This is a genomic window from Pseudomonas sp. FDAARGOS_380 (genome assembly GCF_002591235.1).
Lineage (GTDB): Bacteria > Pseudomonadota > Gammaproteobacteria > Pseudomonadales > Pseudomonadaceae > Aquipseudomonas > Aquipseudomonas salmasensis.
This window is the reverse complement of record NZ_CP023969.1, coordinates 5,789,374-5,813,102: the sequence shown is the minus strand read 5'-3', so window position 1 is coordinate 5,813,102 and position 23,729 is coordinate 5,789,374. Positions and strand designations below refer to the sequence as shown.

The 23,729-nt window shown below is 59.4% G+C and carries 18 protein-coding genes, 1 tRNA gene and 1 pseudogene; 12 read left to right on the top strand and 8 right to left on the bottom strand.

Translation table 11 applies throughout. The features are described 5' to 3' along the window. Positions 1-48 precede the first annotated feature (48 nt). The 4 genes and pseudogenes from CRN80_RS26950 to CRN80_RS26935 all read left to right on the top strand — a co-directional run bounded on the left by CRN80_RS26950 (position 49) and on the right by CRN80_RS26935 (position 5,861). Positions 49-765 carry an MgtC/SapB family protein gene (locus tag CRN80_RS26950; protein ID WP_019821435.1) on the top strand — a complete coding sequence of 239 codons (717 nt, stop codon included), beginning with the start codon at positions 49-51 and terminating at the stop codon, positions 763-765. Positions 766-1,054: 289 nt separating this feature from the next. Beyond that, complete coding sequence (locus CRN80_RS26945) at positions 1,055-1,681, top strand: response regulator transcription factor (RefSeq protein ID WP_032892431.1); 627 nt, start codon at positions 1,055-1,057, stop codon at positions 1,679-1,681. 11 nt (positions 1,682-1,692) lie between these two features. After that, positions 1,693-5,305: pseudogene (locus CRN80_RS26940) on the top strand (transporter substrate-binding domain-containing protein). Between the two features lie 133 nt (positions 5,306-5,438). Continuing rightward, positions 5,439-5,861 (top strand): hypothetical protein, encoded by a 423-nt coding sequence (locus CRN80_RS26935; RefSeq protein WP_032892429.1) that lies wholly within the window; start codon positions 5,439-5,441, stop codon positions 5,859-5,861. Positions 5,862-5,918: 57 nt separating this feature from the next. On the opposite strand, the gene CRN80_RS26930 is transcribed toward CRN80_RS26935, so the two are convergent. Further along, a complete protein-coding gene (locus tag CRN80_RS26930) occupies positions 5,919-6,998 on the bottom strand; it encodes a 3-deoxy-7-phosphoheptulonate synthase (protein ID WP_098952035.1) in 1,080 nt (359 codons plus the stop codon). A gap of 1,264 nt (positions 6,999-8,262) precedes the next feature. On the opposite strand from CRN80_RS26930, the gene CRN80_RS26920 reads away from it, so the two are divergent. Then, positions 8,263-9,012, top strand: a complete 750-nt coding sequence (locus tag CRN80_RS26920) for a carbon-nitrogen hydrolase family protein (protein ID WP_098952034.1) — start codon at positions 8,263-8,265, stop codon at positions 9,010-9,012. Then, the gene (locus CRN80_RS26915) at positions 9,013-9,459 is read left to right on the top strand and encodes a GNAT family N-acetyltransferase (protein WP_032892423.1); all 447 of its coding nucleotides are present in this window, start codon (positions 9,013-9,015) and stop codon (positions 9,457-9,459) included. It abuts the gene before it with no gap. 35 nt (positions 9,460-9,494) lie between these two features. Here CRN80_RS26915 and CRN80_RS26910 read toward each other — a convergent pair whose 3' ends face one another. Beyond that, positions 9,495-9,734, bottom strand: coding sequence for a DNA-binding protein (locus CRN80_RS26910; protein WP_044273192.1), 240 nt, complete (start codon positions 9,732-9,734; stop codon positions 9,495-9,497). 82 nt (positions 9,735-9,816) lie between these two features. Here CRN80_RS26910 and CRN80_RS26905 point away from each other — a divergent pair, with 82 nt between their 5' ends. The 6 genes from CRN80_RS26905 to CRN80_RS26880 all read left to right on the top strand — a co-directional run bounded on the left by CRN80_RS26905 (position 9,817) and on the right by CRN80_RS26880 (position 14,262). Further along, the gene (locus CRN80_RS26905; protein ID WP_032892420.1) at positions 9,817-10,182 is read left to right on the top strand and encodes a helix-turn-helix domain-containing protein; all 366 of its coding nucleotides are present in this window, start codon (positions 9,817-9,819) and stop codon (positions 10,180-10,182) included. A 151-nt stretch (positions 10,183-10,333) separates the two neighbouring features. Further along, positions 10,334-10,975, top strand: coding sequence for a UvrY/SirA/GacA family response regulator transcription factor (gene uvrY / locus CRN80_RS26900; RefSeq protein ID WP_003190387.1), 642 nt, complete (start codon positions 10,334-10,336; stop codon positions 10,973-10,975). A 1-nt stretch (position 10,976) separates the two neighbouring features. Beyond that, a complete protein-coding gene (gene uvrC / locus CRN80_RS26895; protein WP_098952033.1) occupies positions 10,977-12,800 on the top strand; it encodes an excinuclease ABC subunit UvrC in 1,824 nt (607 codons plus the stop codon). Positions 12,801-12,832: 32 nt separating this feature from the next. Next, positions 12,833-13,393, top strand: a complete 561-nt coding sequence (gene pgsA, locus CRN80_RS26890) for a CDP-diacylglycerol--glycerol-3-phosphate 3-phosphatidyltransferase (RefSeq protein ID WP_032892416.1) — start codon at positions 12,833-12,835, stop codon at positions 13,391-13,393. Between the two features lie 60 nt (positions 13,394-13,453). Then, positions 13,454-13,529: transfer RNA gene (locus tag CRN80_RS26885), tRNA-Gly, on the top strand. A 445-nt stretch (positions 13,530-13,974) separates the two neighbouring features. Then, positions 13,975-14,262 carry a hypothetical protein gene (locus CRN80_RS26880; protein WP_138183585.1) on the top strand — a complete coding sequence of 96 codons (288 nt, stop codon included), beginning with the start codon at positions 13,975-13,977 and terminating at the stop codon, positions 14,260-14,262. Positions 14,263-14,485: 223 nt separating this feature from the next. Here the strand turns inward: CRN80_RS26880 and CRN80_RS26875 are convergent, their stop codons facing one another. The 6 genes from CRN80_RS26875 to CRN80_RS26850 all read right to left on the bottom strand — a co-directional run bounded on the left by CRN80_RS26875 (position 14,486) and on the right by CRN80_RS26850 (position 23,710). Continuing rightward, positions 14,486-14,926, bottom strand: coding sequence for a hypothetical protein (locus CRN80_RS26875; protein WP_098952031.1), 441 nt, complete (start codon positions 14,924-14,926; stop codon positions 14,486-14,488). Positions 14,927-15,577: 651 nt separating this feature from the next. Next, positions 15,578-16,042, bottom strand: coding sequence for a DUF6708 domain-containing protein (locus CRN80_RS26870; protein ID WP_098952029.1), 465 nt, complete (start codon positions 16,040-16,042; stop codon positions 15,578-15,580). Between the two features lie 423 nt (positions 16,043-16,465). Next, entirely contained in the window at positions 16,466-16,930 is a 465-nt protein-coding gene (locus CRN80_RS26865; protein ID WP_098952027.1) for a DUF6708 domain-containing protein, read from the bottom strand. A gap of 494 nt (positions 16,931-17,424) precedes the next feature. Beyond that, complete coding sequence (locus CRN80_RS26860) at positions 17,425-20,751, bottom strand: T6SS effector BTH_I2691 family protein (RefSeq protein ID WP_098952025.1); 3,327 nt, start codon at positions 20,749-20,751, stop codon at positions 17,425-17,427. Next, a complete protein-coding gene (locus CRN80_RS26855) occupies positions 20,748-21,683 on the bottom strand; it encodes a hypothetical protein (RefSeq protein ID WP_098952023.1) in 936 nt (311 codons plus the stop codon). The genes CRN80_RS26860 and CRN80_RS26855 overlap by 4 nt, the downstream gene beginning before the upstream one ends. Beyond that, complete coding sequence (locus tag CRN80_RS26850) at positions 21,680-23,710, bottom strand: type VI secretion system Vgr family protein (RefSeq protein WP_098952021.1); 2,031 nt, start codon at positions 23,708-23,710, stop codon at positions 21,680-21,682. Before CRN80_RS26850 ends, CRN80_RS26855 begins: the two co-directional genes overlap by 4 nt. Positions 23,711-23,729: the final 19 nt, after the last annotated feature.

Here is a 23,729-nt window from a genome sequence, read left to right as displayed (position 1 = left end):
GGGGCCGGCATTGTTTCAATGTGCATCTGCATTCATGGAGATTTTTTTATGCAGGCAATCAACAACATCAACCTCAACTCCCTGGTCGACACCGTGGTCAGCCTCAGCGCGGCATTTATCCTCGGCGGCTTGATCGGTTTCGAACGTCAGTACCGCCAGCGCACCGCTGGCTTACGTACCAATGTGCTGGTGGCGGTGGGCGCGGCGATCTTTGTCGACATGGCCAACCGCCTGGGCGGCGCGGAGGGCGCGGTGCGCGTGGTCGCTTACGTGGTCTCGGGCATCGGCTTCCTGGGGGCGGGTGTGATCATGCGCGAGGAAGGCAATGTGCGCGGGCTCAACACGGCCGCCACCCTCTGGGCTTCGGCGGCGGTGGGCGCCTGCGCTGGCGCCGACCTGATCCTCGAAGCCTTGCTGGGTACGCTGTTTGTGCTGGCGGCCAACACCTTGCTGCGGCCGATCGTCAATAACATCAACCGCCAACCTTTGGATGTGGTGTCGGCAGAGGTCACCAACATTCTTTACGTCATTGCGCGCCGCAGTCAGCAGCAGGCGGTGATGGCGTTGCTCGAAGCCGAGCTGGCACGTTGCAACTACCCGGCCAGCGATGTCGATGTGCGGCCGTTCGGCAGCGACGAAGTGGAGATCGAGGCCATCCTGGCCGCCACGTCGGTGGATGGCGACGAACTGGATGCTCTGGTAGCGCGCCTCTCGACATCAACCCTGGTGGTACAGGCTTTCTGGAGCCCAAGTACTACCGACTGACCCCTATGGGCGAGCCAGGATTGGCTAAGCTTGCTTGTGGAAAAATCCTACATCTAGTCCGGATTATCCCTTCAGTTAAAACATCATTGCGTTGCTAAGGTTGGGCACTTGCGGCTGTTGGGTCGTTGAGGTCCGGCGTCCGTGGTTATGCTGAGTTAATTGAAGGGGGCCAGACACGGCCTGGTTACCGTATTGATAAGGCAGCGCCGTTCGTCGGAACTGTCATTTCTCACAGGTACCCAGGTCCGGTGTGATGTGTAAGGGTATTTTGTCCACATAGGGAAGTTGTATGAACAAAGCATTAATTGTGGATGACCATCCGTTTATCCGGGCGACGGTCAAACACCTCCTGCAGTTGGAGGGTTTTGTTGAGATTTTTCAGGCTGGGGATGGCGCAGATGCGATGCAGTTGGCGCGGGAGCAACGTCCCGAGCTGATTATCCTCGACCTGGCGATGCCCAAATTGGGCGGGTTGGAGGTCATCAGCCGGATCAAGGCGTTGGGCTTGCCGTGCAAGATTCTGGTGCTGACGTCCTACCTGGCGGTGTTTTTTTCCACCCGCTGCATGCGCGCCGGCGCCATGGGGTTCGTCGCCAAGACCGGCGAACTGGATGAGCTGCAAAAGGCTATCAAGGCGATCATGTCGGGCTACAGCTGCTTCCCCAGTTTGCCGACCAGTTCGGTGCGGCGCGACGATTTGCAAGAAACAGAACGGCAGATGATCGAATGTTTGTCTGACCGCGAACTTACCGTACTGCAGATGCTCGCCCTAGGGCTGGGCAACAAGGAAATCGCCGAGCAAATGCTGCTGAGCCACAAGACCATCAGTACCTACAAGACTCGACTCAAGGAGAAGTTGCGAATGTCCTCGGTAGTGCACTTATCCACGTTTGCCCAGCGCAACCATCTGATCTGATCTGAACTGAAATGATCACCGCCGCGTTTATCAGGTTCGTCACGATCCTTTGGATGAGCCTGTTACCTCTGATCGCGGTGGCCCTTGAAGAGCCTCACGCTTTGCGGCTGTTGGGGCACTCTCATATCGAAACCCCGCCAGTGGCGCTGGACGAGGCCGATTGGCGTTGGCTGCGTGAGCGGCGCACATTGCTGATGGGCGTTTCGGCGCCCGATTACGCACCTTTTGACTTGACCAATAACAACGACGAACTTGAAGGTATCACGGCTGATTTTGCCGCATTGGTCGGCCAGGCCCTGCATATCGCCATCGAGGTTCGGCGTTACGACACCCGCGATGAGGTGGTTGAGGCGCTGAAGCAGGGGGCGGTGGATTTCCTCGGCTCCGCCAATGGCTATGAAGCGGCGGACCCGCAGCTGCTGCTGTCTCGCTCTTATGCCAACGACCAACCGACCCTGGTGACCCGCAGCGGTGACAGCCAGGTATTGAATGACGACCTGGCCGGCAAGCGCGTGGCAATGCTCTATCACTACATGCAGCCCGACGCCGTACGGGCGTTTTACCCCAAAGCCCAGTTGGAACTGTTTGCCTCGACGTTCGAAGCCATTGGCGCCGTGGCGTTTGGTCGTGCCGACGTCTACCTGGGGGATGCCATCAGCAGCAATTACCTGATCAATCGAAACCACCTCAATAATGTACGCATGGCGGATTTTTCCGGCCTGGAAGTCAATCCGTTTGCGTTTGCCGTCACCCGCGAAAATGCGCGCTTACTGCCCATCCTCAATGCCGCGCTGGAGGCGATTCCCGCCAGCGAGCAGATGGAAATCCTGCGCCGCTGGAGCGGAGGTAACCTGGGCATAATCGGCGTTGACCGGCTGCACTTGAGCGCCAGTGAGCAACGCTGGGTGCAGAAAAACCCACGGGTCAGGGTCGCGGTGCTCAATGACTTCCTACCGTTATCTTTTATTGGTGGTCGAGGTCAATTCGAAGGGTTGAGTGCCGAGGTGTTATCGCGCATCAGCTTGCGCACCGGCTTGAAGTTCGATGTGGTGCCAGGCAGTTCGTTGCCGCGCCAGGTCAACATCGTCAGTGCGGGGACGGCGGACATGCTGGCGGTTATCACCCCCAGTGTGGAGCGGGCCGAAAAAATACGCTTTACCCGGCCCTATCTGACCAACCCCTTTGTGCTGGTAACCCGTGACAGTCCACACAGCCCGCTCACGTTGGAAGAGATGGTTGGCAAACGCTTGGCCATGGTGGTCGGCAATGGCCTGCATGATGAGATAGCGCAGAATTTTCCAGGCGTGATGTTTGTCGATGTGGAGAACCCCCAGCAAGCCATGGCGCTGGTGGCCAACGGTGACGCCGACGGCGCGGTCAACTCGTTGATCAGCGCGCGCTATTTGATCAGTCGGTATTACCGCGACCGCTTGCGTGTCACCAGTACGGTCGGCACTGAGCCTGCACGCGTGACCTTTGGGGTCAACCGCAGTCAATTGGAGTTGTATTCGATCCTCGACAAGGCGCTGCTGAGTATCACCCCGCAGGAAATGGACGAATTGATTGGTCAGTGGCGCAGCGAGGTCATCATCGAGGACAGTTACTGGTTGCGTTATCGCAACGTGATTCTTCAGGGCTTCGGGTTGGCGGCGTTGTTGTTGGCCGTCACGCTGGGCTGGGCCATTTACCTGCGCAGCCTGATTCGTAAGCGCCTGCAGGCCGAGCGGGCGCTGAGCGATCAGATGCGGTTCATGAGCGTATTGATCGACGGCACGCCGCACCCGATTTACGTGCGTGACCGCCAAGGGCGGTTGATGGCCTGCAATAACGCCTACCTCGACGTGTTTGGCTACAAGCTTGAAGACGTGATCGGCAGGACGGTAGTGGAAACCGACGTCGAAAACCCGCCGCAGGCCCAGTCGTTTCATGAGGATTACCTGCGCTTGATGGCGGGGGGCGAGCCGCAGATTCATGATCGAATACTCAAGGTGCCCAATGGCGATGTGCTGACCATCTACCAATGGATGCTGCCGTACCGCGACGGCGACGACAAGGTGGTGGGCATGATTGCCGGTTGGGTCGACGTGAGCGAGCGGCATCGGTTGCTCGGCCAGCTACAGGAAGCCAAGGACGATGCCGACGCCGCCAATCGCGCCAAGACTACTTTCCTGGCGACCATGAGCCACGAGATCCGCACGCCCATGAACGCCGTGATCGGCATGATCGAACTGGCGTTGAAAAATGCCGAGCAGGGGCGGGTCGACCGCGACGCCTTGGAGGTGGCCTCTGTGGCTTCACGGGGCATGCTGGAGTTGATCGGCGATATTCTCGATATCGCGCGCATCGAGTCGGGGCACTTGTCGCTGACCCTGGAACCCGCCAACCTGCATGAGCTGTTGGCGTCGGTCGCGCTTGTTCGAGGGGCTGGCCCGCGCCAAGGGGCTGGCGCTGCAGGTTGAGCTGGACCCGTTGATTGACCGGGCGGTGCTGGTCGACCCGCTGCGATTCAAGCAGGTGGTGTCGAACCTTTTGAGCAATGCCATCAAGTTCACTGCTCATGGGCAGGTCAGTCTGGTTGCGCGGGCTAAGGTCGAGGATGATCGCTTGGCCGTCCAGTTATGGGTGCAAGACACCGGCATCGGAATCAGCATCGCCGATCAGCAGCGGTTGTTCAGTGTGTTTATCCAGGGCAGCAATAACCAGCAGTCGGCACGTAGCGGGTCTGGGCTGGGGTTGGTGATCAGCCGCAGCTTGTGTGAAATGATGGGCGGCCAATTGCACTTGAGTAGCGTGTTGGGGCATGGGACTCGGGTGGACGTGACGCTGACCCTGGCCATGACCGCCACGCTGCCGGCCGCGGTTGAGCCTGCGCAAGAGGCGGCGCCTGAGGGCCGTGCGCTGAAGATTCTGGTGGTGGACGACTACCCGGCCAACCGCTTGCTGCTGGCTCGACAGTTGAGCTTTCTGGGCCACCATATCGTCACGGCCGAAGACGGTGTTCAAGGGCTTGAACAGTGGCGAGCGGGGCAGTTCGACGGCGTCATTACCGATTGCAACATGCCGTTCAAGAACGGCTATCAGCTGGCACAGGAGATTCGCGCGCAAGAGCGTGAACAGGGTCTGGAACCCTGCCTGTTGCTGGGGTTCACCGCCAACGCACAACCGGAGGAATCCGAGCGCTGCCGGCAGGCGGGCATGGATGGCTGCCTGTTCAAGCCAACCGGGCTTGACGACTTGCGGTCGGCGCTGGCCTCGCGTGTGGCCGACGCGGGCCCGCAGCCCGTAGCGACATTCGACTTGAGCACACTGGTCGCGCTGACCGGCGATGATCACGCTGCGCTTGTCGAGTTGCTGGCGCCGCTGCTCGACAGCCTGGAGGCAGACCGTACCTTGCTGCCACGCCTGGCCAGCCAGGCAGATTTTGCCAAGCTGCACGACCTGGCTCACCGTGCCAAGGGCGGCGCGCGGATGGTCAAGGCAAACCTATTGATCAGTGGGTGTGAAGCATTGGAGGCAGTGTGTGAACAGCGCGACCGTCAGGCATTGGGGTCAGCGGTTGAGGGCGTGTCTGAAGCGATCGATGTTTTGCGTCTTGGCTTGAGCGCTTATTGCAATCAGACTTGACTGCGGTTGATCGCCATTCGGGAAATTTGGGAAAACTCTTACGCGAACCGGGAACATGCCTGATTTTGTCGTCGGCATATGTCTGGAAAATGGGCAGCGCTCACTGCCGAGCACTGCCTGCCAGGGGTTTGCCATGCCGAACAAAGCACTGACCATCCTGATTGCCGATGAACAGCATCTGCAACGCCTGTACATCGAGAAAATGCTCAACCGGTTGGGTTATTACCGGATCGTGCCGGTGCAAACGTTCGAAGAGGTGCGGATTCTTACCGCCATTCCTGCCGAACCCTTCGATGTACTGATAATCCATGCCGGGCTGATGGCCCAAGCCTATGAACCTCAGCCCCAGGTGCGTCATGTGCTGGTCTACGAACATCTGGACCTGGGCGCCCCTTGCGGTGTAACGCCGGCCGTGCGGGTGCGCCTGCCGGGCGTCCCGGACCACGTCAACCTTGAACACTTCATGGACATCGTCGACCCCTGCGAGACTGCCCACGGACTGCGGGTGTTGCCGTGGTTGCGGGAGCTGTCCCGCATGCCGGTGGCCCGGGCATAACCTCACTGGGCCTGTGGCGAGGGAGCAAGCTCCCTCCCAGATGTTGATTTTCACCGATCAGTCGGCTTTGCCGTGCTCCCGCAACCGCTCAGCGGCACTGCGTAACAACTGCTCGGTCCCGTCCCAACCCAGGCAACCATCGGTCACCGACACGCCGTATTTCATCGACGCGCTCAGCGGCTGGCAGCCTTCGAACAGGTGACTTTCAAGCATCATGCCCACCAGGGAGGTATCACCTTGCAAGCGCTGCTCCAGCACGTCATTGAATACCGCTGGTTGGCGCAGCGGGTTCTTGCCGCTGTTGGCATGGCTGCAGTCGACCATGATCCGCGCCGCCACCTTGGACTTGGCCAGGTCATGCTTCACGTCGGCCACGCTTTGCGCATCGTAGTTCGGCCCACGGTGGCCGCCGCGCAGCACCAGGTGCGTGTCGGGGTTGCCGGGCGTCTGGATGATCGCCGGGTGGCCCTGGCTGTCGACGCCGAAATGGCGATGCGGGTGGGACGCTGAGCGCATCGCATCGCAGGCAATGGCGACGCCACCGTCGGTGCCGTTCTTGAAGCCCACGGGCATGCCCAGGCCGCTGGCCATTTCGCGGTGAATCTGCGATTCGGTAGTGCGTGCGCCAATGGCGACCCACGTGAGCAAGTCATCGAAGTAGCCGGCGGCCATGGGCTGCAGCAACTCGGTGGCCACCGGCAGGCCCAGGCGCAGCATTTCACGCATCAGCTCGCGGGACAGGGTCAGGCCGGCGGCCATGTCATCGCTGCCGTCCAGGTGCGGGTCGTAGGCCAGGCCTTTCCAACCCACCGTGGTGCGCGGTTTCTCGACGTAGGCACGGATCACCAGCAGCATCTGGTCGCTGACTTCAAGCGCGAGCTTCTTCAGATTGCGCGCGTATTCCATGGCCGATTCCGGGTCGTGGATCGAGCACGGCCCCACAATCACCAGCAAGCGTGAATCTTCGCCATTGAGGATGGCGCGCACGGCTTGGCGATGGGCGTGGACTTGTTCGTTGAGGAACGGGCTGAGCGGCAGTTGATGCTTGAGCTCAAGGGAGCTGGGCAAACGCTGGGTCAGGGCTTCATTGGCACTGTTGAGGGTAGAGACGGGCAAAGCGGCGACGGAGGAGTTCATATTCAAGGCTTCCTGGGCAAGCGGCGGGCGATTCCCGCACGCTTGGCCTACTGGGGTGTTCGACAATTGGCCGTATCGGCTACGTGTGTTGGCTTGCCACCATGGGGTGACCGGTCGGAGGCGGCAGGCTGTCCCGAACGGAGCTGGCTAAATCGCCATGCAGTGCAAGTGTCGTAGCGGTAATAGGTGGTGAAGTTCATGGTGTGATTCCTTTAAGTGATCGTGAGCAAACAAGTTGTCAGGCGCTGAAAAAACAAAACCCCCGGTCGGGGAGCCGACCGGGGGTTTAGATTTCTCTGGTAGGCGACCCCTTGAGTAGTGGGCGCCGATTTCAGGTATCAGGCGCGCCAGTGGCTAAACCAATACCCAAAATAAAAGCCGGCCAGTGCGCTCGAACCGTTCACACGGGTAGCCGACACCGAGCGCAAGGCGCTGGCAGCAGGGCAAACCTGAGTGTGGGTGAGTGGCAACATGGGGCTCTCCAAATGATGGGGGGAGCTTACTAGAGGCGTGCAGGTGGATTCAATCAGTAATTTCTATTGCGTGGCGGTACTTACCGCTATGGGCAACGCTGGACCTGTGGCGAGGGAGCTTGCTCCCGTGACGGCCTGCCAGCCGACGCCTATCTACCTGACACCCTACGATCCAACTGTGGGGGCTTGCCTGCGATGGCGGCCTGACAGTCAACACCTATCTACCCTGACACCCCACGATCCAACTGTGGGAGCTGGTTTGCCTGCGATGGCGGCCTGACAGTCAACACCTATCTAACCTGACACCCCACGATCCAACTGTGGGAGCGGGCTTGCTCGCGAAGGCGGCCTAGCAGTCAACACAGTTGGATTGTGTACATATCCATTGCTGCGGTAACGGCTACTTAGGGTTCCGCCTGACGGCGGGTCACTTTCGAAAAGCGCGAAAGTAACCAAAGCGCTCTTGCCCCACCACTCGGCACGTCGCTTGGGCTCGGTGTGCCCGTAATCCGCCAGTGATTTGGGGGGCCGCCGCCACGCGCCATCCATGGCGCGGGGCGGCTAAACCGGCATCCCTGCCGGTTTACCCCCCAAATCCCTGTCGAATTCCGGCCAGCGTGGTTTGACGGGGCGCTTAAGATCAAGATCAAAAGCAGATCAAGAGCGACTCGCTTCGCATCGTGGTTACCGTCCGCTGCTACTGTCCACTCAGTTGTGTAGATACCTATGCCGCTATGGGGCAAGTGTGGATATGCTGACGGCTCTCAAACAATGATTGCCAGGACGCGACCATGACTGCCTTGACCCTTGCTGCGGCGCAAACCGTTTCCATCCCGGGCGATGTCGCTGCCAATATCCAGCGGCACCTGGCGTTGATGTGGGCCGCGGCTGAACAGGGCGTGCAGTGCCTGGTGTTTCCAGAACTGTCACTGACGGGCTACGAGCCGTTCCTGGCGGCCGACTTGGCCATCGACCCGCAAGACGCCGTGTTGGCGCCGTTGCGTGAGCTGGCGCGGGAGCTGCGGTTGACCGCCGTGGTGGGCATGCCGGTGCGGTTGGCGTCACAAACAAGTGTACTGATTGGCGCACTGGCGCTGGGGGCGGACGGCTCAGTAGGCGTCTACACCAAGCAGCACTTGCACCCCGGTGAGGAGTTGGCATTTGCTGCGGGGCAGGGCGGCGAGGTCCTGGCATTTGGAGATGACCGCATAGCATTGGCGGTGTGCGCGGACTTTTCCCAGGCCAGTCATCCATGTCAAGCGGAGGCAGCGGGCGCCACGGTGTATGCCGCAAGCGTACTGATCAGCGAGGGAGGCTACGCGGCGGACAGTGCTTTGCTTGAAGGCTATGCGGCCGGGCATGGCCTGTTGGTATTGATGGCTAACCACGGTGGGCCGTCCGGAGGCTGGGCCTGTGCCGGCCGCAGTGCAATTTGGACCGCCGATGGCAACTTGCTTGTTGCCTCCCCCGGTGTCGGCGACGCGCTGGTGATCGCCCGTCGCGAGAACGGGCAGTGGGCCGGCCACGTGGTAGCTCTCTGAATGAGGTTTCATTTGCGCCGGGCCACTGAGCAAGACCTGCCGTTTGCCCGCACCCTGACCCGGGAGGCTATGAGCCATTATTACCGTCAGAACGGCTTGTTGTGGTCCAACGACGGCTTCGACGTGGCCTGGGCGGGCCGCGAGAACTGGCTGATCTGCAACGATGACGGCGTCATGGGCTTTATCAGCCTGAGCCGCGACGGCAAGGCCCTGTATATCCGCGAGCTGCACCTGCTGGAATGCTGCCGCAAGCAGGGTGCGGGCAGTTGGGTGCTGGCGCAAATGGTGCTCAAGGCACGCGTCGAGGGCCTGGGCTTTCTACGTTTGACGGTGTTCAAGACCAACCCGGCAAGAAGGCTGTATCAGCGCCTGGGGTTGAGCATTGTCGGTGAAGAGGATGGCTTCTGGCGGATGGAGCGTGAGTGTCGCGCACTCACATCGGACTAAAACAAGCACGTCCTAAAAATAAGCGCATACTGCTGTCAGCTAGTGCTTTGTTCATCGTGGGATTGAGCTTCAGGCTCATCCACGATAACGCCCTCTTTCATGCCCAGAAGTACCGCCACTTTATGGGCTTCTCCACGTCGTCCCTTTTTTCGCCCGGCGAGCACTTGATAGGTGGTTGCCGGATCTACGCCATGCTCCCGGGCGAACGCTTGAACTGACTTTCCTTGATGTTCCAGCCAGGCCTTGGCTTGTGCAGCAGTACGGATTCCGGGCATAGTTCAAAACCGTTCAAGTTTGTTTAACGAAGTGATGGTGTGACACCTCTTGGGGTGTGCCAATTTAGGATCATACATCCAAATGAGTGGAATCGGTTCGCGCTTAAGGCAAGAAAGAGAGCGACTTGGCCTGTCGCAGAAAGTTTTTGGTGAAATTGGAGGCGTTGAAGCGAACGCCCAAGGCAAATATGAAAGTGGTGGTCGTGCGCCCAAGGCCGATTATTTGTCTCGCGTCGCCGAAAAAGGCGTGGATATCCTGTACGTGTTGACCGGCAGCCCAACGCCGATCCAGCTGGATAACCTGAGCAAGATCGAAGAAAAAGTGCTGGGCAATTACCGAGCGATGTTCAAGGAAGACCAGGATGCAATCCGTCGCTTGACCAGTACCTTGGCCGAGCATTCATCCGTGGTGAACGGAAAAGCCAAGCCGCACCCCCAGGAATCCTGACCTTTAACCCAGGAAACACGGCTGTTCGCCACCTGGCGAACAGCCCCAACGCGTTGAATCTCTATATATATGACACTTGCAACTAGGTCTGCGCCTTGGTTTTTTGCTAAGGTGTTCAGCAACCTATAAGACCATATCGCGAGGTGTCTGCTTGATTAGGGTGCTAGTAGTCGATGACCATGATCTCGTTCGTACAGGTATTACACGAATGCTGGCTGACATCGACGGCCTGCAAGTAGTCGGCCAGGCGGAGTCGGGGGAGGAATCCCTGATCAAGGCCCGGGAGTTGAAGCCCGATGTGGTGCTGATGGACGTCAAGATGCCTGGGATTGGCGGTCTTGGTGCCACGACCAAGCTATTGCGCAGCCATCCGGACATCAAGGTCGTGGTGGTCACGGTGTGCGAGGAAGACCCGTTCCCCACCCGTTTGCTGCAAGCCGGTGCCGCCGGCTACCTCACCAAGGGCGCAGGCCTGGCCGAAATGGTGCAAGCCATTCGCCTGGTATTTGCTGGCCAGCGTTACATCAGCCCGCAGATTGCCCAGCAATTGGCCATCAAATCGTTTCAGCCCACCAGCGATTCGCCGTTTGATGCGTTGTCGGAGCGGGAAATCCAGATCGCCCTGATGATCGTCGGTTGCCAGAAGGTGCAGACCATCTCTGACAAGCTGTGCCTGTCGCCCAAGACCGTCAATACCTACCGTTATCGTATCTTCGAGAAGCTTGCCATCAGCAGTGATGTTGAATTGACCCTGCTCGCGGTGCGCCACGGCATGGTGGACGCCAGCGCCTGACATGACCACACCGTTTGATCCCAGTGCCTTTCTCTCCACCTGCAGTGGCCGCCCCGGCGTGTACCGCATGTTCGACAGCGAGGCGCGCCTGCTTTACGTGGGCAAAGCCAAGAACCTGAAGAGCCGTCTGGCGAGCTACTTTCGCAAGACCGGCCTTGCGCCGAAAACCGCCGCCCTGGTGGCGCGTATCGCTCAGGTCGAAACCACGATCACCGCCAATGAAACCGAGGCGCTGCTGCTTGAGCAGACGCTGATCAAGGAATGGCGGCCGCCTTACAACATCCTGCTGCGTGACGATAAATCCTACCCTTACGTATTTTTATCGGACGGCAACTTTCCGCGCCTGAGCATTCACCGCGGGGCAAAAAAGCAGAAGGGCAAGTACTTCGGGCCTTACCCCAGCGCCGGGGCGATTCGTGAAAGCCTGAGCCTGCTGCAAAAAACCTTTTTTGTGCGCCAGTGCGAAGACAGCTTCTACAAGAACCGCACACGGCCGTGCCTGCAATACCAGATCAAGCGCTGCAAGGCGCCCTGTGTGGGCCTGGTGGAACCTGCGGAGTACGCCGAGGATGTGCGGCACTCGGTGATGTTCCTGGAAGGGCGCAGCAATGCGCTCACCGATGAGCTCTCTGGAGCCATGGAGCAGGCCGCCAGCACCCTGGATTTCGAAAAGGCTGCCGAACTGCGTGACCAGATCTCCCTGCTGCGCCGTGTCCAGGACCAGCAAAGCATGGAAGGCGGCACCGGTGACGTCGACGTGATCGCCGCGTTCGTCAACCCGGGCGGCGCCTGTGTGCACCTGATCAGCGTGCGTGGCGGGCGGGTGTTGGGGAGCAAGAACTTCTTTCCGCAGACCGGTATCGACGAAGACGTGGCGGAGGTCATGGCTGCGTTCCTTGGCCACTATTACGTCAGCAGCCCTGAGCGCGACCTGCCGTCGGAGCTGATCGTCAACGTGGTGCACGAAGACTTTCCCACCTTGATCGAAGCGATCCACGAGCTGCGCGGCCGCGAGCTGGACATCAGCCACCGCGTACGCGGCACCCGTGCCCGCTGGCAGCAACTGGCCGTGACCAACGCCGAACAGGCCCTGGGCGCGCGGCTGGCGAACCGACAGCACGTCGCTGCACGCTTCGACGCCCTGGCCGAGGTGCTCAACCTGGACGAGCCGCCCCAGCGCCTGGAGTGCTACGACATCAGCCACTCCAGCGGCGAGGCCACAGTGGCCTCCTGCGTGGTATTCGGGCCGGAAGGGCCGATCAAATCCGATTATCGACGCTACAACATCGAAGGCGTTACCGCAGGCGATGACTATGCCGCCATGCACCAGGCACTCACGCGGCGCTTCAGCAAGTTGAAGGACGGGGAGGGCAAGTTGCCCGATATCCTGCTGGTAGACGGCGGCAAGGGCCAGCTGTCCATGGCCCGTGACGTGCTCAACGAACTGGCGGTGCCCGACCTGATCCTGCTCGGCGTCGCCAAGGGCACCACGCGCAAGGCTGGTTTTGAAACGTTGTACTTGAATGATGCCGCCCATGAGTTCACTTTGAAGGGCGACTCACCCGCACTGCACTTGATTCAACAGATCCGCGACGAAGCGCACCGTTTCGCCATTACCGGCCACCGCGCCCGCCGTGGCAAAACCCGGCGAACCTCAACCCTGGAAGGGGTTGCGGGGGTAGGCCCGACCCGCCGTCGCGACTTGCTTAAACATTTTGGTGGCTTGCAGGAGCTGTCCCGTGCCAGCATTGACGAGATAGCCAAAGCACCCGGTATCAGTAAAAAGCTCGCTGAGCTGATTTATGCAAACCTGCACAGCGAATAGAATGCCTTCTCACCTCGTAGCCAGTTGTGCCGATGAATATCCCTAATCTGATCACCGTTCTACGCGTCCTGCTTATCCCGATTTTCATTCTGTTGTTCTATTTGCCGTATGAATGGAGCTACATCGCCTCCAGCTCGGTATTTGCCTTCGCAGCCGCCACCGACTGGCTCGACGGCTACCTGGCACGCCGCCTGGAACAGAGCACGCCCTTCGGCGCGTTCCTCGACCCTGTGGCCGACAAGCTCATGGTGGCCGTTGCCCTGGTGCTGCTGGTACAGGAACACGGCAACCTGTGGCTGACCCTGCCGGCCGCCGTGATCATCGGCCGCGAGATCGTCGTCTCGGCCCTGCGCGAGTGGATGGCCGAAATCGGCGCCCGCGCCCACGTCGCCGTCTCCAACATGGGAAAATGGAAAACCGCCGCGCAAATGCTCGCGCTGGTCATCCTGCTGGCCAACCCGTCGGACTTCACATTCTGGGTACTCACCGGCTACGCCTTGCTGCTCATCGCCGCCGGCCTGACCCTGTGGTCCATGCTGCAATACCTGCGCGCCGCCTGGCCTCATCTGCGAACCACGGTTGAAAAGAAATAAAACTTTTTTGAATCAAGGGGTTGACGGGTGCTGAGGATTCTATAGAATGCGCATCACCAAGCGGGAATAGCTCAGTTGGTAGAGCACGACCTTGCCAAGGTCGGGGTCGCGAGTTCGAGTCTCGTTTCCCGCTCCAAACGTTAAAGAAAAAGCCACTCAATCGAGTGGCTTTTTTTTGCCTGGGATTTACGGAATAGACGCTTAGGCGTTTTTTTTGTGTGCAAAACCTTGGGCGCCCAGGGTGATCCTGTAAGACTCAAATTCGTATTGATATCGGATTCGCTCAGTTCACCTGTCGCCAAGCCAGCTACTGTTTGTTCATCCTCCCGGCGTACATAGACCTGTGGTCATGCGTCACTTCTGGTACCGATAATCCTGAGTCACGGTGGTTTACAGGCAGTGGACTTGCCCCATGTCCTGGCAACTGCTTGAAAAGGCCTCACTGCGTGATGCGCCCTCAATGCTCACCCGAAGAAGCTATGCAACATGGGAATTGGACCCCATGAACGCGGTGTTTATACTCAGTGAACCTGCATTGTGAAAGAGGCAAAAAACACATGGAGCTACACAAGGAGCAAGGAATGGTCTACGGCCAAGAGAAAGAAGCGCGCACAGGGCGACGATCAACGATGCTTCGCGCTGCCAGCGCGGAATATTCCGGAGTGCGTCTGCGGGTAGTGCTGTCGGAGTGCAAGATCGCGCCAATGGATTTCGCGCTATTTCTGAAGATCAGCCCTCAGCGGCTGACCAATTGGTTTTCTCGTGGTATCCCGCACTCGCAGCTCGATAGGATCGCAGGACTGTTGAGCGTTAATGCACAGTGGCTGGAAACAGGGGCTGGGGAAAAATTCCCGGCGACGAGCGAGTAGTGAAGCCCTGCGGGAGCACATGGCAGAGAGCCCTCGGCAGGCAGGGGCTCAAGGTCTGCAACAGCAGATTCCCCAACCGCAGGGCGGGCGTCCCTTGGGATGACGGAAGAATGAAGGTACGACGCGGCCGATGCGCCGTTGACGCACTGCGGTCTTTGACTAGGGCTTGGCGGCGGGTGTCTGTCAAACCGCATCAGGCACATGCCGGCATTATGGCCGGTAGTCAGTACTCATCCAGCAGAAACACCGCCGTAAGGTTCCGGTCCGCTTGCGTGAAGACACAGAGGTCCAACCCGTCACTGATGGCATAGGACGACAGCATGTAACCGCCAAGTTCCAGAACCGCGTCGTTGTAGCGCCGATGCTCTGCGCGCACATCGCCCCAGTCGCCGCAGATGTGCCGGCGCCCGTAGAAAAGTGGGTCGAGCAGATCCTGTCGGATCAGGGCGTCGACACAGCGGGAGATGGTCAGGCCACCGAAGGGAAATCGTGGCTGAAGGGTGAAGAGGGCGGACATGGGGATGCGCAGTTCCTCCACGGCGATGGGGCTTCGTACTCTAGCAAGGTCGAACGTTCCGACGGCGAGGTCGCGGTCACAATCACGCACGTGATGGCGTTGCTTGTGGGTCGGCAGGCGTGCTTTGGCTGGGTAGAAAAGCTCCATGGGGCCGGCTCTTGGCAGCGTGTCCAACCCCGCAGGTACTTCATCGTTCGCTGACCCATGACGGTGTCACTTTTTATGGGTGAGGGCGTTCGGCCCCACTGGTTTCCTTGACCGCATATAACAGGCAGCGTACCGCTTCACGATCCTCATCCGACAATGAGCGGTAGTAGTGGATCAAGCGTTCTTCTTCTCGATTGATTTGGCGGGGCCGCAGGGATGTGCCGGGGGCGGTGCGTAATGAAGGAAAAAACGAAGTATTTAGCATGACCCTATTTCTTTATGAGATGAATGGAGACGTGGGCTTCTTGCCCGGAACAACTGAATACATAACGTTTATTGTAAGAAAGAGCTCGTCATTTTTTGTGACTGCTGAGTTTTTCAGAAGGGGCTGTCGGAAGGGCTTGGCAACGATGTAGGAGCGATCTTCCAAACCCGGTTGAATGAAGGTGCGATTGAGTGGAGAGCCCGCCAAACTGGCCTCCATGGTCAGATTGGCGGTGGGGAGGCGCGGATCTGTCAAAAACGGGACACCTCCTTGAAGGCGCAGGTCAAATAGCGCATCGCCACCCGGTCGGTTTCTGATAGCGTGCGGAAGTGTTCAATCAACCCACCTGATTCATCCGTTATAGGCTGATTCGCATTGACGGAACCTCAAGAGGCTGTACGTGACTCAAGGTCTATTTCGGCCGGCCACTGCACTTTGGGGGCCAAGCGGCGGGCGAGGTTGAGGTTCACGGCTTCGTTGTTCCAGTCACGAGGTGGGCGGGGAAAAGCGGGCAGGGCTTGCGGGCCTTGTTGCATGAACAGTTGGGCCATGGCCCAGTACATTTCGCCTTGTTGAATTTCGTGGGCGAAATGAAAACGATCAATTACCTGGTGGGTGCCAGGTTTCACCACGGCAAGGGTGACGGTTTCGATGAGGCCGCCACTGCCCATGGGGCCGTACACGCTGCAGGCTTCGGCACGCAGGTTATCCCAGTCATAGACTTCGGCCCGAACGCCCCAGGCGGTGCGGCTGAAGGGTCTGAGGCCGTCGCGGTAAAAGCGGTAGACGTAGACTTTGCGTCGGAAGCGGTTGAAGCGGATGGGTTCGTCGCGGGGAGGGGCAACGTCCATTCTCCAGATAAACACGCTTCCCCATAGGGGGGTGATAAATCCGATGAGACCGAAGAAATGAAATACAAACGAAGGTATATCTCCAGTCGCTATAAGGATAACGATCCAAGTGATGGGAGGAATGAGAGCAAACAGAAACATACAAGGAGCCATCCAGACTCCAATCCCGCGAGTTCGCACTGTGGCGCGTGCCAGTTCAAGATATACATCGTCAACATGATTGGGCGGATTCGATAGTACGGGAGGATACGGTTCAATGGAGGGCGATTCGTTTGGCCCCGGCAAATCGTGCTTCCAGCCAGGAGCAGGTTTGTCGAGTAAAGGTGTTTTAAATACCATGATGAGCTGTTCCAAGTTCGGGGTGAACGCCGCTTGTAATCTTTAGCCTGTTGTATCGAGGCCGCTTCGGTTGATGGCTTGTAGTCAGGGCGCGGTGCGTGACTCCAGGTCTAGTTCGGCTGGCCATCGCACTTTGGGGGCCAAGCGACGCGCGAGATTGAAGCTCACGTCTTCGTTGTTCCAGTCACGAGGTGGGCGGGGGAAAGTGGGCAGGGCTTGCGGGCCTTGTTGCATGAACAGTTGGGCCATGGCCCAGTACATTTCGCCTTGTTGAATTTCGTGGGCGAAATGAAAACGATCTATTACCTGGTGGGTGCCAGGTTTCACCACGGCAAGGGTGACGGTTTCGATGAGGCCGCCACTGCCCATGGGGCCGTACACACTGCAGGCTTCGGCACGCAGGTTATCCCAGTCATAGACTTCGGCCCGAACGCCCCAGGCGGTGCGGCTGAAGGGCCTGAGGCCGTCGCGGTAAAAGCGGTAGACGTAGACTTTGCGTCGGAAGCGGTTGAAGCGGATGGGTTCGTCGCGGGGAGGGGCAACGTCCATTCGCCAGAAGTAAATCCCTAGCCACAAAGCTGTGATGAGTCCAAAAAATGCTACTAAAACGAGAGAGGTAGGGGGGGCACTATGCTCTTTAACTGCAAAAGCAACCAGCGTAGCCGGAAAGCCTAGAGACAATAGAAAGATGAAAGGAACCATCCAAACACCAACTCCACGAACTCTCATAGTCGCGCGCGCTAGTTCGAGATACACATCGTCAACATAATTGGGCGGATTCGATAGTACGGGGGGATACGGTTCATTGGAAGGCGACTCGTTTGGTCCCGGCAGATCGTGCTTCCAGCCAGGAGCAGGTTTGTCGAGTAAAGGTGTTGTGAATAGCATTGGAGTAGTTCCAGTTGGGGTTGAGAGCTTTTTTACCTTTGCTTCAAGCGGGCAGCAGACAACCAGTAAGCAGGCACACTGTTGATGATCACCAGCGATTGTTGCCATGGGAAAAGTAGGCAAATGCCCATGCCAAGTTCATCCAAGGCTGTGGTTTACAAGCTATCCATCAAGATGAGCTCGGCGTAGGCATCGTGAATGTCGCGATCGGGCCAGTAGGTTACCGACAAGGTCGCCGCTTCAATGTTGTGCCGGCGGCGGTCGGGCAACAGTACAACCGCGCCTTTGATATCGTTGACCTGCGAGGTACGGGCATCGGCCAACGAGACGGTGCGAACTTCCTGCGTGGGCAGGGTGCTGTCGGCCCGGTAGTCAGGCTTGTTCGGACGTTTGGGCACAGCCAGCGCCGCTCGGCGTTCGCTGGCGGCGGTTGCCAGGGTGGGGGGATTCAACTCGCCTTCGGCCAGCACTTCGCCGCCGGTGTACTCGTTGGCCGAGCCATCGCCGTGACGATGAACCGTCAGTGACCAGCGATAGGCCGACCGGTTGGCATCGAAGAACGGCAGAATCAGGCGATATTCGAGGTGCTGTTCATGGACCTGTGCGCCCACACTACCCATGGGCCCGCCCCAGCCATGAGAGCCGCTATCGACGATTCGCAAGCGGAAGTTGACGCCGGCCTCAACGCCAATGGTCGCGGCATTGAGCTCGGCGATGGCGATGTGTGCGTGTTCAGGTTTCTTCCAGTGAATGGGCGGGTCTTCATTGTGTGCGCCGAAAAAACAGCGGCGTGCCCAACGTTCAAGAGGTGTTGACTCTCCTCCTTCGGCCCATTTGTATAGCCCGTACCCTGCTATACCGAGAAATATTGCTATACCGAGCGGACCAAGCAGGGTACTAGCAGCCGTAGCAGCGGCCCAAACGCCAGCGCCTGCTCCCAAACCGGAAATCATGGCAGAGAATAAATATTTTGATGCAGCGGAAGTATCACCCCCCTTCCAAGTACGATTAGCAGCAAACCCCGCTCGCGTCGCATCGTACAATCCCGCCACAGCACCAATACTCCCCCCGGCCCGTACGAATACGTTGCCCATCCGTGCAGTCGCTGTTGCGTTAGTCATCGCCCGGGCAGACAAGCTGCCCGCCTTCTGCACCTGAACCGCCCCCTTTTCCAGTGCAATACCTACAATTTCCACCCCTCCACCCAACACCCCCAAACTACTGCCATACACCGCCAACCTGGCCTCAACGGCCTTTTCGCCCATGGCTTTCTCCGCTTCCTTGAGACTTTTGTTCAGCGAGTCGCTAAGCAGGTACATCCCGCCCATCGCCATCAAAAACTCGCTACTGCCGACCGCGCCACGCAGCCCGGTAAAGCCGGTGCGAACCCATCCAGCCGCCAGGTACGAGGACACCTTGACCCCCTGCAACACCTTGCGCGCCTGCGGGTCCAGGGTGCCAACCCCAACTGCGATTTCGACTAGCGCAGCGTGGGCACCTTTGCCCAGTTGATCCACGCCGAGGTTGGCCTGGCGCATCAGGCTGTCCTGCAGCTCGGTGACCTGGCCTTCCACCCAGACGCTGAGGGTCACGCTGAGGTTGGCTATTTTGGGGTCCAGCACCGCCAGGCTGAGCAGGCCGCCCTGAATCAACGGGCGCACCTGTTTGCGCACCTTGTGGGCCTCTTCGTCGGTTTTGCCCAACTCGTCCTTGAGGCCTTCCCAGGTGCGGTCGATGGCATCAGCGGCCTTGCGTTGCAGGTTGCGCAGGTGCTCGCATTGCAGGGCGTAGTATTCACCGAGCTTCATCTTCACCTTGAGTTCGGTCAGATGAATACCGTTGTAGAGCAGTTGGCTGGCACTGTTGAGACGCGAAACCGCCCGCCCCACGCCAGGGCCGAGTGACGGTTGCAAGCGGGCGGCAGCGGCATTGAGGGCGCCGAGGAGCTGCGCCATGGCATGCTGTAGACGGGGGCGGACATGCTGCTTGAAGTCGTCGTTGGCGATGAGCTTGGTAAGGGTGGAGTAGAGCTTTTCGCTGTCGTTCCAGTCGCCATCACCTGTTGCATTGAAACTGGGCAACAGATCGGCCAGCAAGCCTTTGTCACGCAACAGAAGGGCGCGGTAGATCGGGCTCTGTGGGTCGTTCAGCCATTCACTCCAAAGGGAGGCGGTATGGCCGTTATCTTGCGTCGCGGGCGCTTCACTGATACCACCTTCAAGGCACAGCGCCATGGTCTGGCTGTAGGCCCGTCCTGATGGGCGATCATTGCCGTCATAGTCATTTTGCTCGACACACGCAAACAGGCTGGAGCGGCACGCCGCCGCGTAGGCGTGTGCGCTTTGGTCGATATAACGCTGATAGTTGGCCCATTCCTGCTCATACAGTTGGTGAAACAGGGCACGGCTCTGTTCATCGTAGCGTTCCTCCAGTTTCTGGTTGTGGGCGAGTGTGCGCTTCTGGACGATTCGCTCGCGTTGCTGCTCAGGGCTGGAAAATACCGGTGGGCCATCGCCGGTCATGGGCTCGACAGACGCCGGTAGGGGCGTCTGGCCTTCTGCCTGTTCGCGATGGACTTCGCGAATGGCGAGCAATAACTGAGAGGTCTGGTAGCGATAAGCCCGGTCCGGGTCGTTCATCCAGGCCTGGCGCTGCTGCACCCAGCGGTTGCGCGTGTCGTTGAGCTCCTGCACAAGACCAATGATGTCATCCAGTACAAACGCGAGGACGCCTTGTTGGAGCTTGTGCTGTGGGATGGCGCTGCGCAGGAAGCCCTTCAGCGCGCCCAGGCGATGGGCGCGGCTATGGAAACCGTGCACGCTGTCGAATCTGGGCGCTGCCTCTTGCGGGGGATGCTCATAAAAACGCCAGTCGGGTTCGGTAGGGATGGGCAATGGGCTCGTCGGGTGGTGTTGGTATTCGTAAACCTGCTTGTCCACCTGCAGGTTTTCATCGGTCATGGCCAGGCCAACGCTGGCGGGGTTGTCGCGTGCGCTGGCGAGGTCGAGTGTCTGGAACCGCTCTGAAGCCTGACCGGCCTTGTAGGCGTCCAGCACGCTGGCGGGCCACGGGTCATTGGCAAACGCCAGCCACGCTTGGGTGTGTTTTTCAGTGTCGATGTTGAGGAACGAGGCCGGGCAGTCGTGGTTGGCCGCGACGCACGCATCGGACAGCGGGGTCTCGTTGGCGGGCGGCGGTGCGTAGGGGTTGAATTGACGTAGATAACCGTCCGGGCTGATCTGGTAAGCCTGCCAGATTTTGCGATCCAGCAAGACATACAGGTAGCCGGCGCGCAAGGTGCGCAAGCCCAGGCGCGTATCGATATGCACGGTATCCGGACGCACTGGCTCATTCGGTGAGCGCGGCACCAATGCGTGGCGCAATGGCAGGATGGGCAACCCTTTACGTTGGCAGGCTTTGCATTGATCGTTTGAAACGGCGGTTTCGGCTATAACGATGCCCAGTTGTGTGCCCAAGGTCATTGAGGTGCTCCGGCATAGGTCAGGTCCGACACTGCCCTTTGCAAGGCGATGTCGTTGTAGGGGACCAGCAGTTGGCTGAGCGGCGCTTGCCCCTGAACCGCTTGTTCAATCACGGCGCGAAAGCCGGTGTGCTGGTGCAGATGCGGATGCAGCATCAGGCGATGCAAGGCGAGTGTCAGGATGTCGTCCTGGCGGCTAAGCCCAAGCTGACGGGCTTGCTGGATATGGATATAGGCTTGTGCCGCCGCTTGGGGCGGCAGCGCAGTAGGGCCGCTCCAGCGAGCCGGGGCATACGCCAGCGGCAATTGGAGTGCGCGACGCCAACCGCTCAACAAGGCCGCAACCAAGGGGGCGTCCTGCTGTACCGCCGTCGTGTGGCTGCCCGGTACGGTGCGACGTTCGGGCGCGCCCACCAATACGCTGCCGGCACCGCTGCTTGTGGGCAGGAACCAGCGTCGAATTGGCCACCAGGGCCCCTCATTTTTGTCGAAGGTGCCAGCCAACAACTCCAGCCGAACGGGCTCATGGATCGGGAAAAACACTTGGCCTTGCTTCGAGGGCAGTAGCCCGAGCGAAACGATGTGGGCACTTAGCGCCTGGGAGGGGGCGCTGCTACTGAGCCAGCCGCACACGTAACGCTTGTGACGATCCATCTCCTCATGAGCGCGTAAGGCAGATAGCGCCAATAGTTCCTGCGACGGCGAAGTTCCGGGTGTCGCGAGGGCCACCAGTGCCGGGCAGGCCGACGGCGTATGGATCAGATCGGGCCGATGCACAGGCGTGACGGCATCGTCGCCGAGCGTTTGGCGCAATACCTCTATGCGTAATGGATCGTCTGCGGCGCAGTCGGCCAAGGGGTCGAGTAATAAATACAGGGTGGCATCGGGCGCATGCTGTTCGGCCACGAACGCCTGGACGCTCGCCGGCCTCATCGGTTTTTCTCCACACAGGCCTGACCTGTTTCGGGCTGCAGCTGCAGTTTCAGGGCCTGGCCGTTGCCTGGGTTTGTGGCGTTGACCGGGCCATGCAGGGTTATCGCTATGCCATTGAGGTGAATGCCTTGCGCGTCGAGCGTGAGGCTACCTCCCGGGCTTTGGAAGACCACACGCTCACTGGCTTGCAGTTGGTAGACCGTGGTGGTGTGGTGTATGCCTTGGCCGGCAGTTAGTCGATGTTGCCCCGAGATCGTTTGCTGGCAGTGGCCGCCCACTTCGCTGTTGTGGTTGGCTGTTGTGGTGTCGTAGCGGTTATTGCCGACCCGCTCACTGCGATCCCGACCGACAGTTGACTCATGGTCACGTCCCGACGAGAGCGTGTGGTCCCGGCCGATCACGTGGGACTGGTCGTTCCCGATAGTGATCTGCTCGTCATTGCCTACTTCTTCTTTGCGGTTATTACCTACAAACGTTGTGTTGTCATGTTTGACATGAACGTTCTTGTCCTTTTCAGCATGGATAAACACCTCCTCGTGCCCTAGCTCATCCTCAAAACGCAGCTCATTGAAGCCATTGCCTTTATGGGTTTGGCTCTTGATGGTCATCCGCGTCTTGTGTTTGGGCAGCTCATACGGCGGCAGATTGGTCTCGCGGTAGGTGCGGCCCGTGGCGATGGGCTGGTCAGGATCGCCATCCAAATAGCCGATAATCAGTTCCTGACCGATTCGCGGCACGGCCATGGCGCCCCAGGTCGCACCGGCCCAACCCTGCGCTACACGAATCCAGCATGAGCTGTGATCGTTGTTTTTGTCCGAGCGATCCCACGGGAATTGCACCTTGACCCGACCCCATTCATCGCAATAAATCTCCTCTCCTGGCGGCCCAACCACCGTGGCAATCTGCGGGCCGTCGATGCAGGGTTTATCGCGTAGTGGGGCTTTCCAATCCGAGGTCCAGCGGATGGCGCTGGCTTTCAACGAATAAGACGTACCGAGGCCGCTACCAAAGGACTCTTCCTGCAAGCTGGTGTGTTGCTTGCCTTCGTGCTTGATGGCGATGGTGCGCCAGCGGTCGTTGAAGTCCTCACGGGGATGATCGTTGAGGTCGAAGGCCAACCCCGGTTGCAGGCGTTCATCGTCGCCTTCCAGATGGGCCAACTTGGCGTCGTTGCGTAGCGCCGTTAGGCGTGTCTTGGTGAAGGGCTTGCCAGCGATGTCGCGTTTGTAGCGGCCTGGGTAGTCGTAACGTTCGTAGTCCTTGTGCTGGTTTTTCAAGTCCTGGTCGCCGGTGGCGGTGTGCTGTTGGTCGTAGCGCGGGTGGGTGAAGGTGTAGTCGCGCTGCACCTGGCGTGCGGTACGCACTTGTTCGGTGTAGTGGAAGCGGTTTAACGCGGGCTCCTTGGAGTCGCCACCTCCCATGGGCTGGTAGATCACCGGGCAGTCGGTGTGGGTGCCGATGGTGCCGAGGCCGCCGACGCGGTCGGTGAGCACGAGGGTGTGGCCGTCGGCGCGGTGTTCGAAGGTGTAGAGCAGGCCTTCTTCGGCGGCGAGGCGGGCGATGAAGTCGAGGTCGGTTTCACCGGCCTGTACGCAGTATTCGCGAGGTTGGTGATCGAAGCAGATTTCGCTGCGGATGTCGGTCAGTTTATGCTCGGCCAGCATGCTGGTGATGATGTCGGGCACGGTCTGGCTTTGAAAAATTCGCCAGTTGGAACGCAGGTTGAAACGCGCCAGAGTCGGTTCGACCACGGCGGTGTAGTGGGTGCGCCGAAAACCGGTATCGCCCTGTTGGAACAGGCTGACCAGGCCGTGCACGTAGCGTACCGGTGTGTCGTCGCGCCAAATGGTAAACACCGCGGCCAGGTCGAGCATGCGGTAGAAGTCGATGGCGGGGTGGTGGCTGACCAGTTCCAGTTCGAGTTTGAAGGGCTGGGACAAGCCCTCTTCAAGGGTGAACGAGACCACTTCGAAGGGATCGCCCCGCAGCGGTTCGAAGGTGTAACGCAGGTCGCTTTGACGGGGCATGTGGCCTCCATTTCAGTAT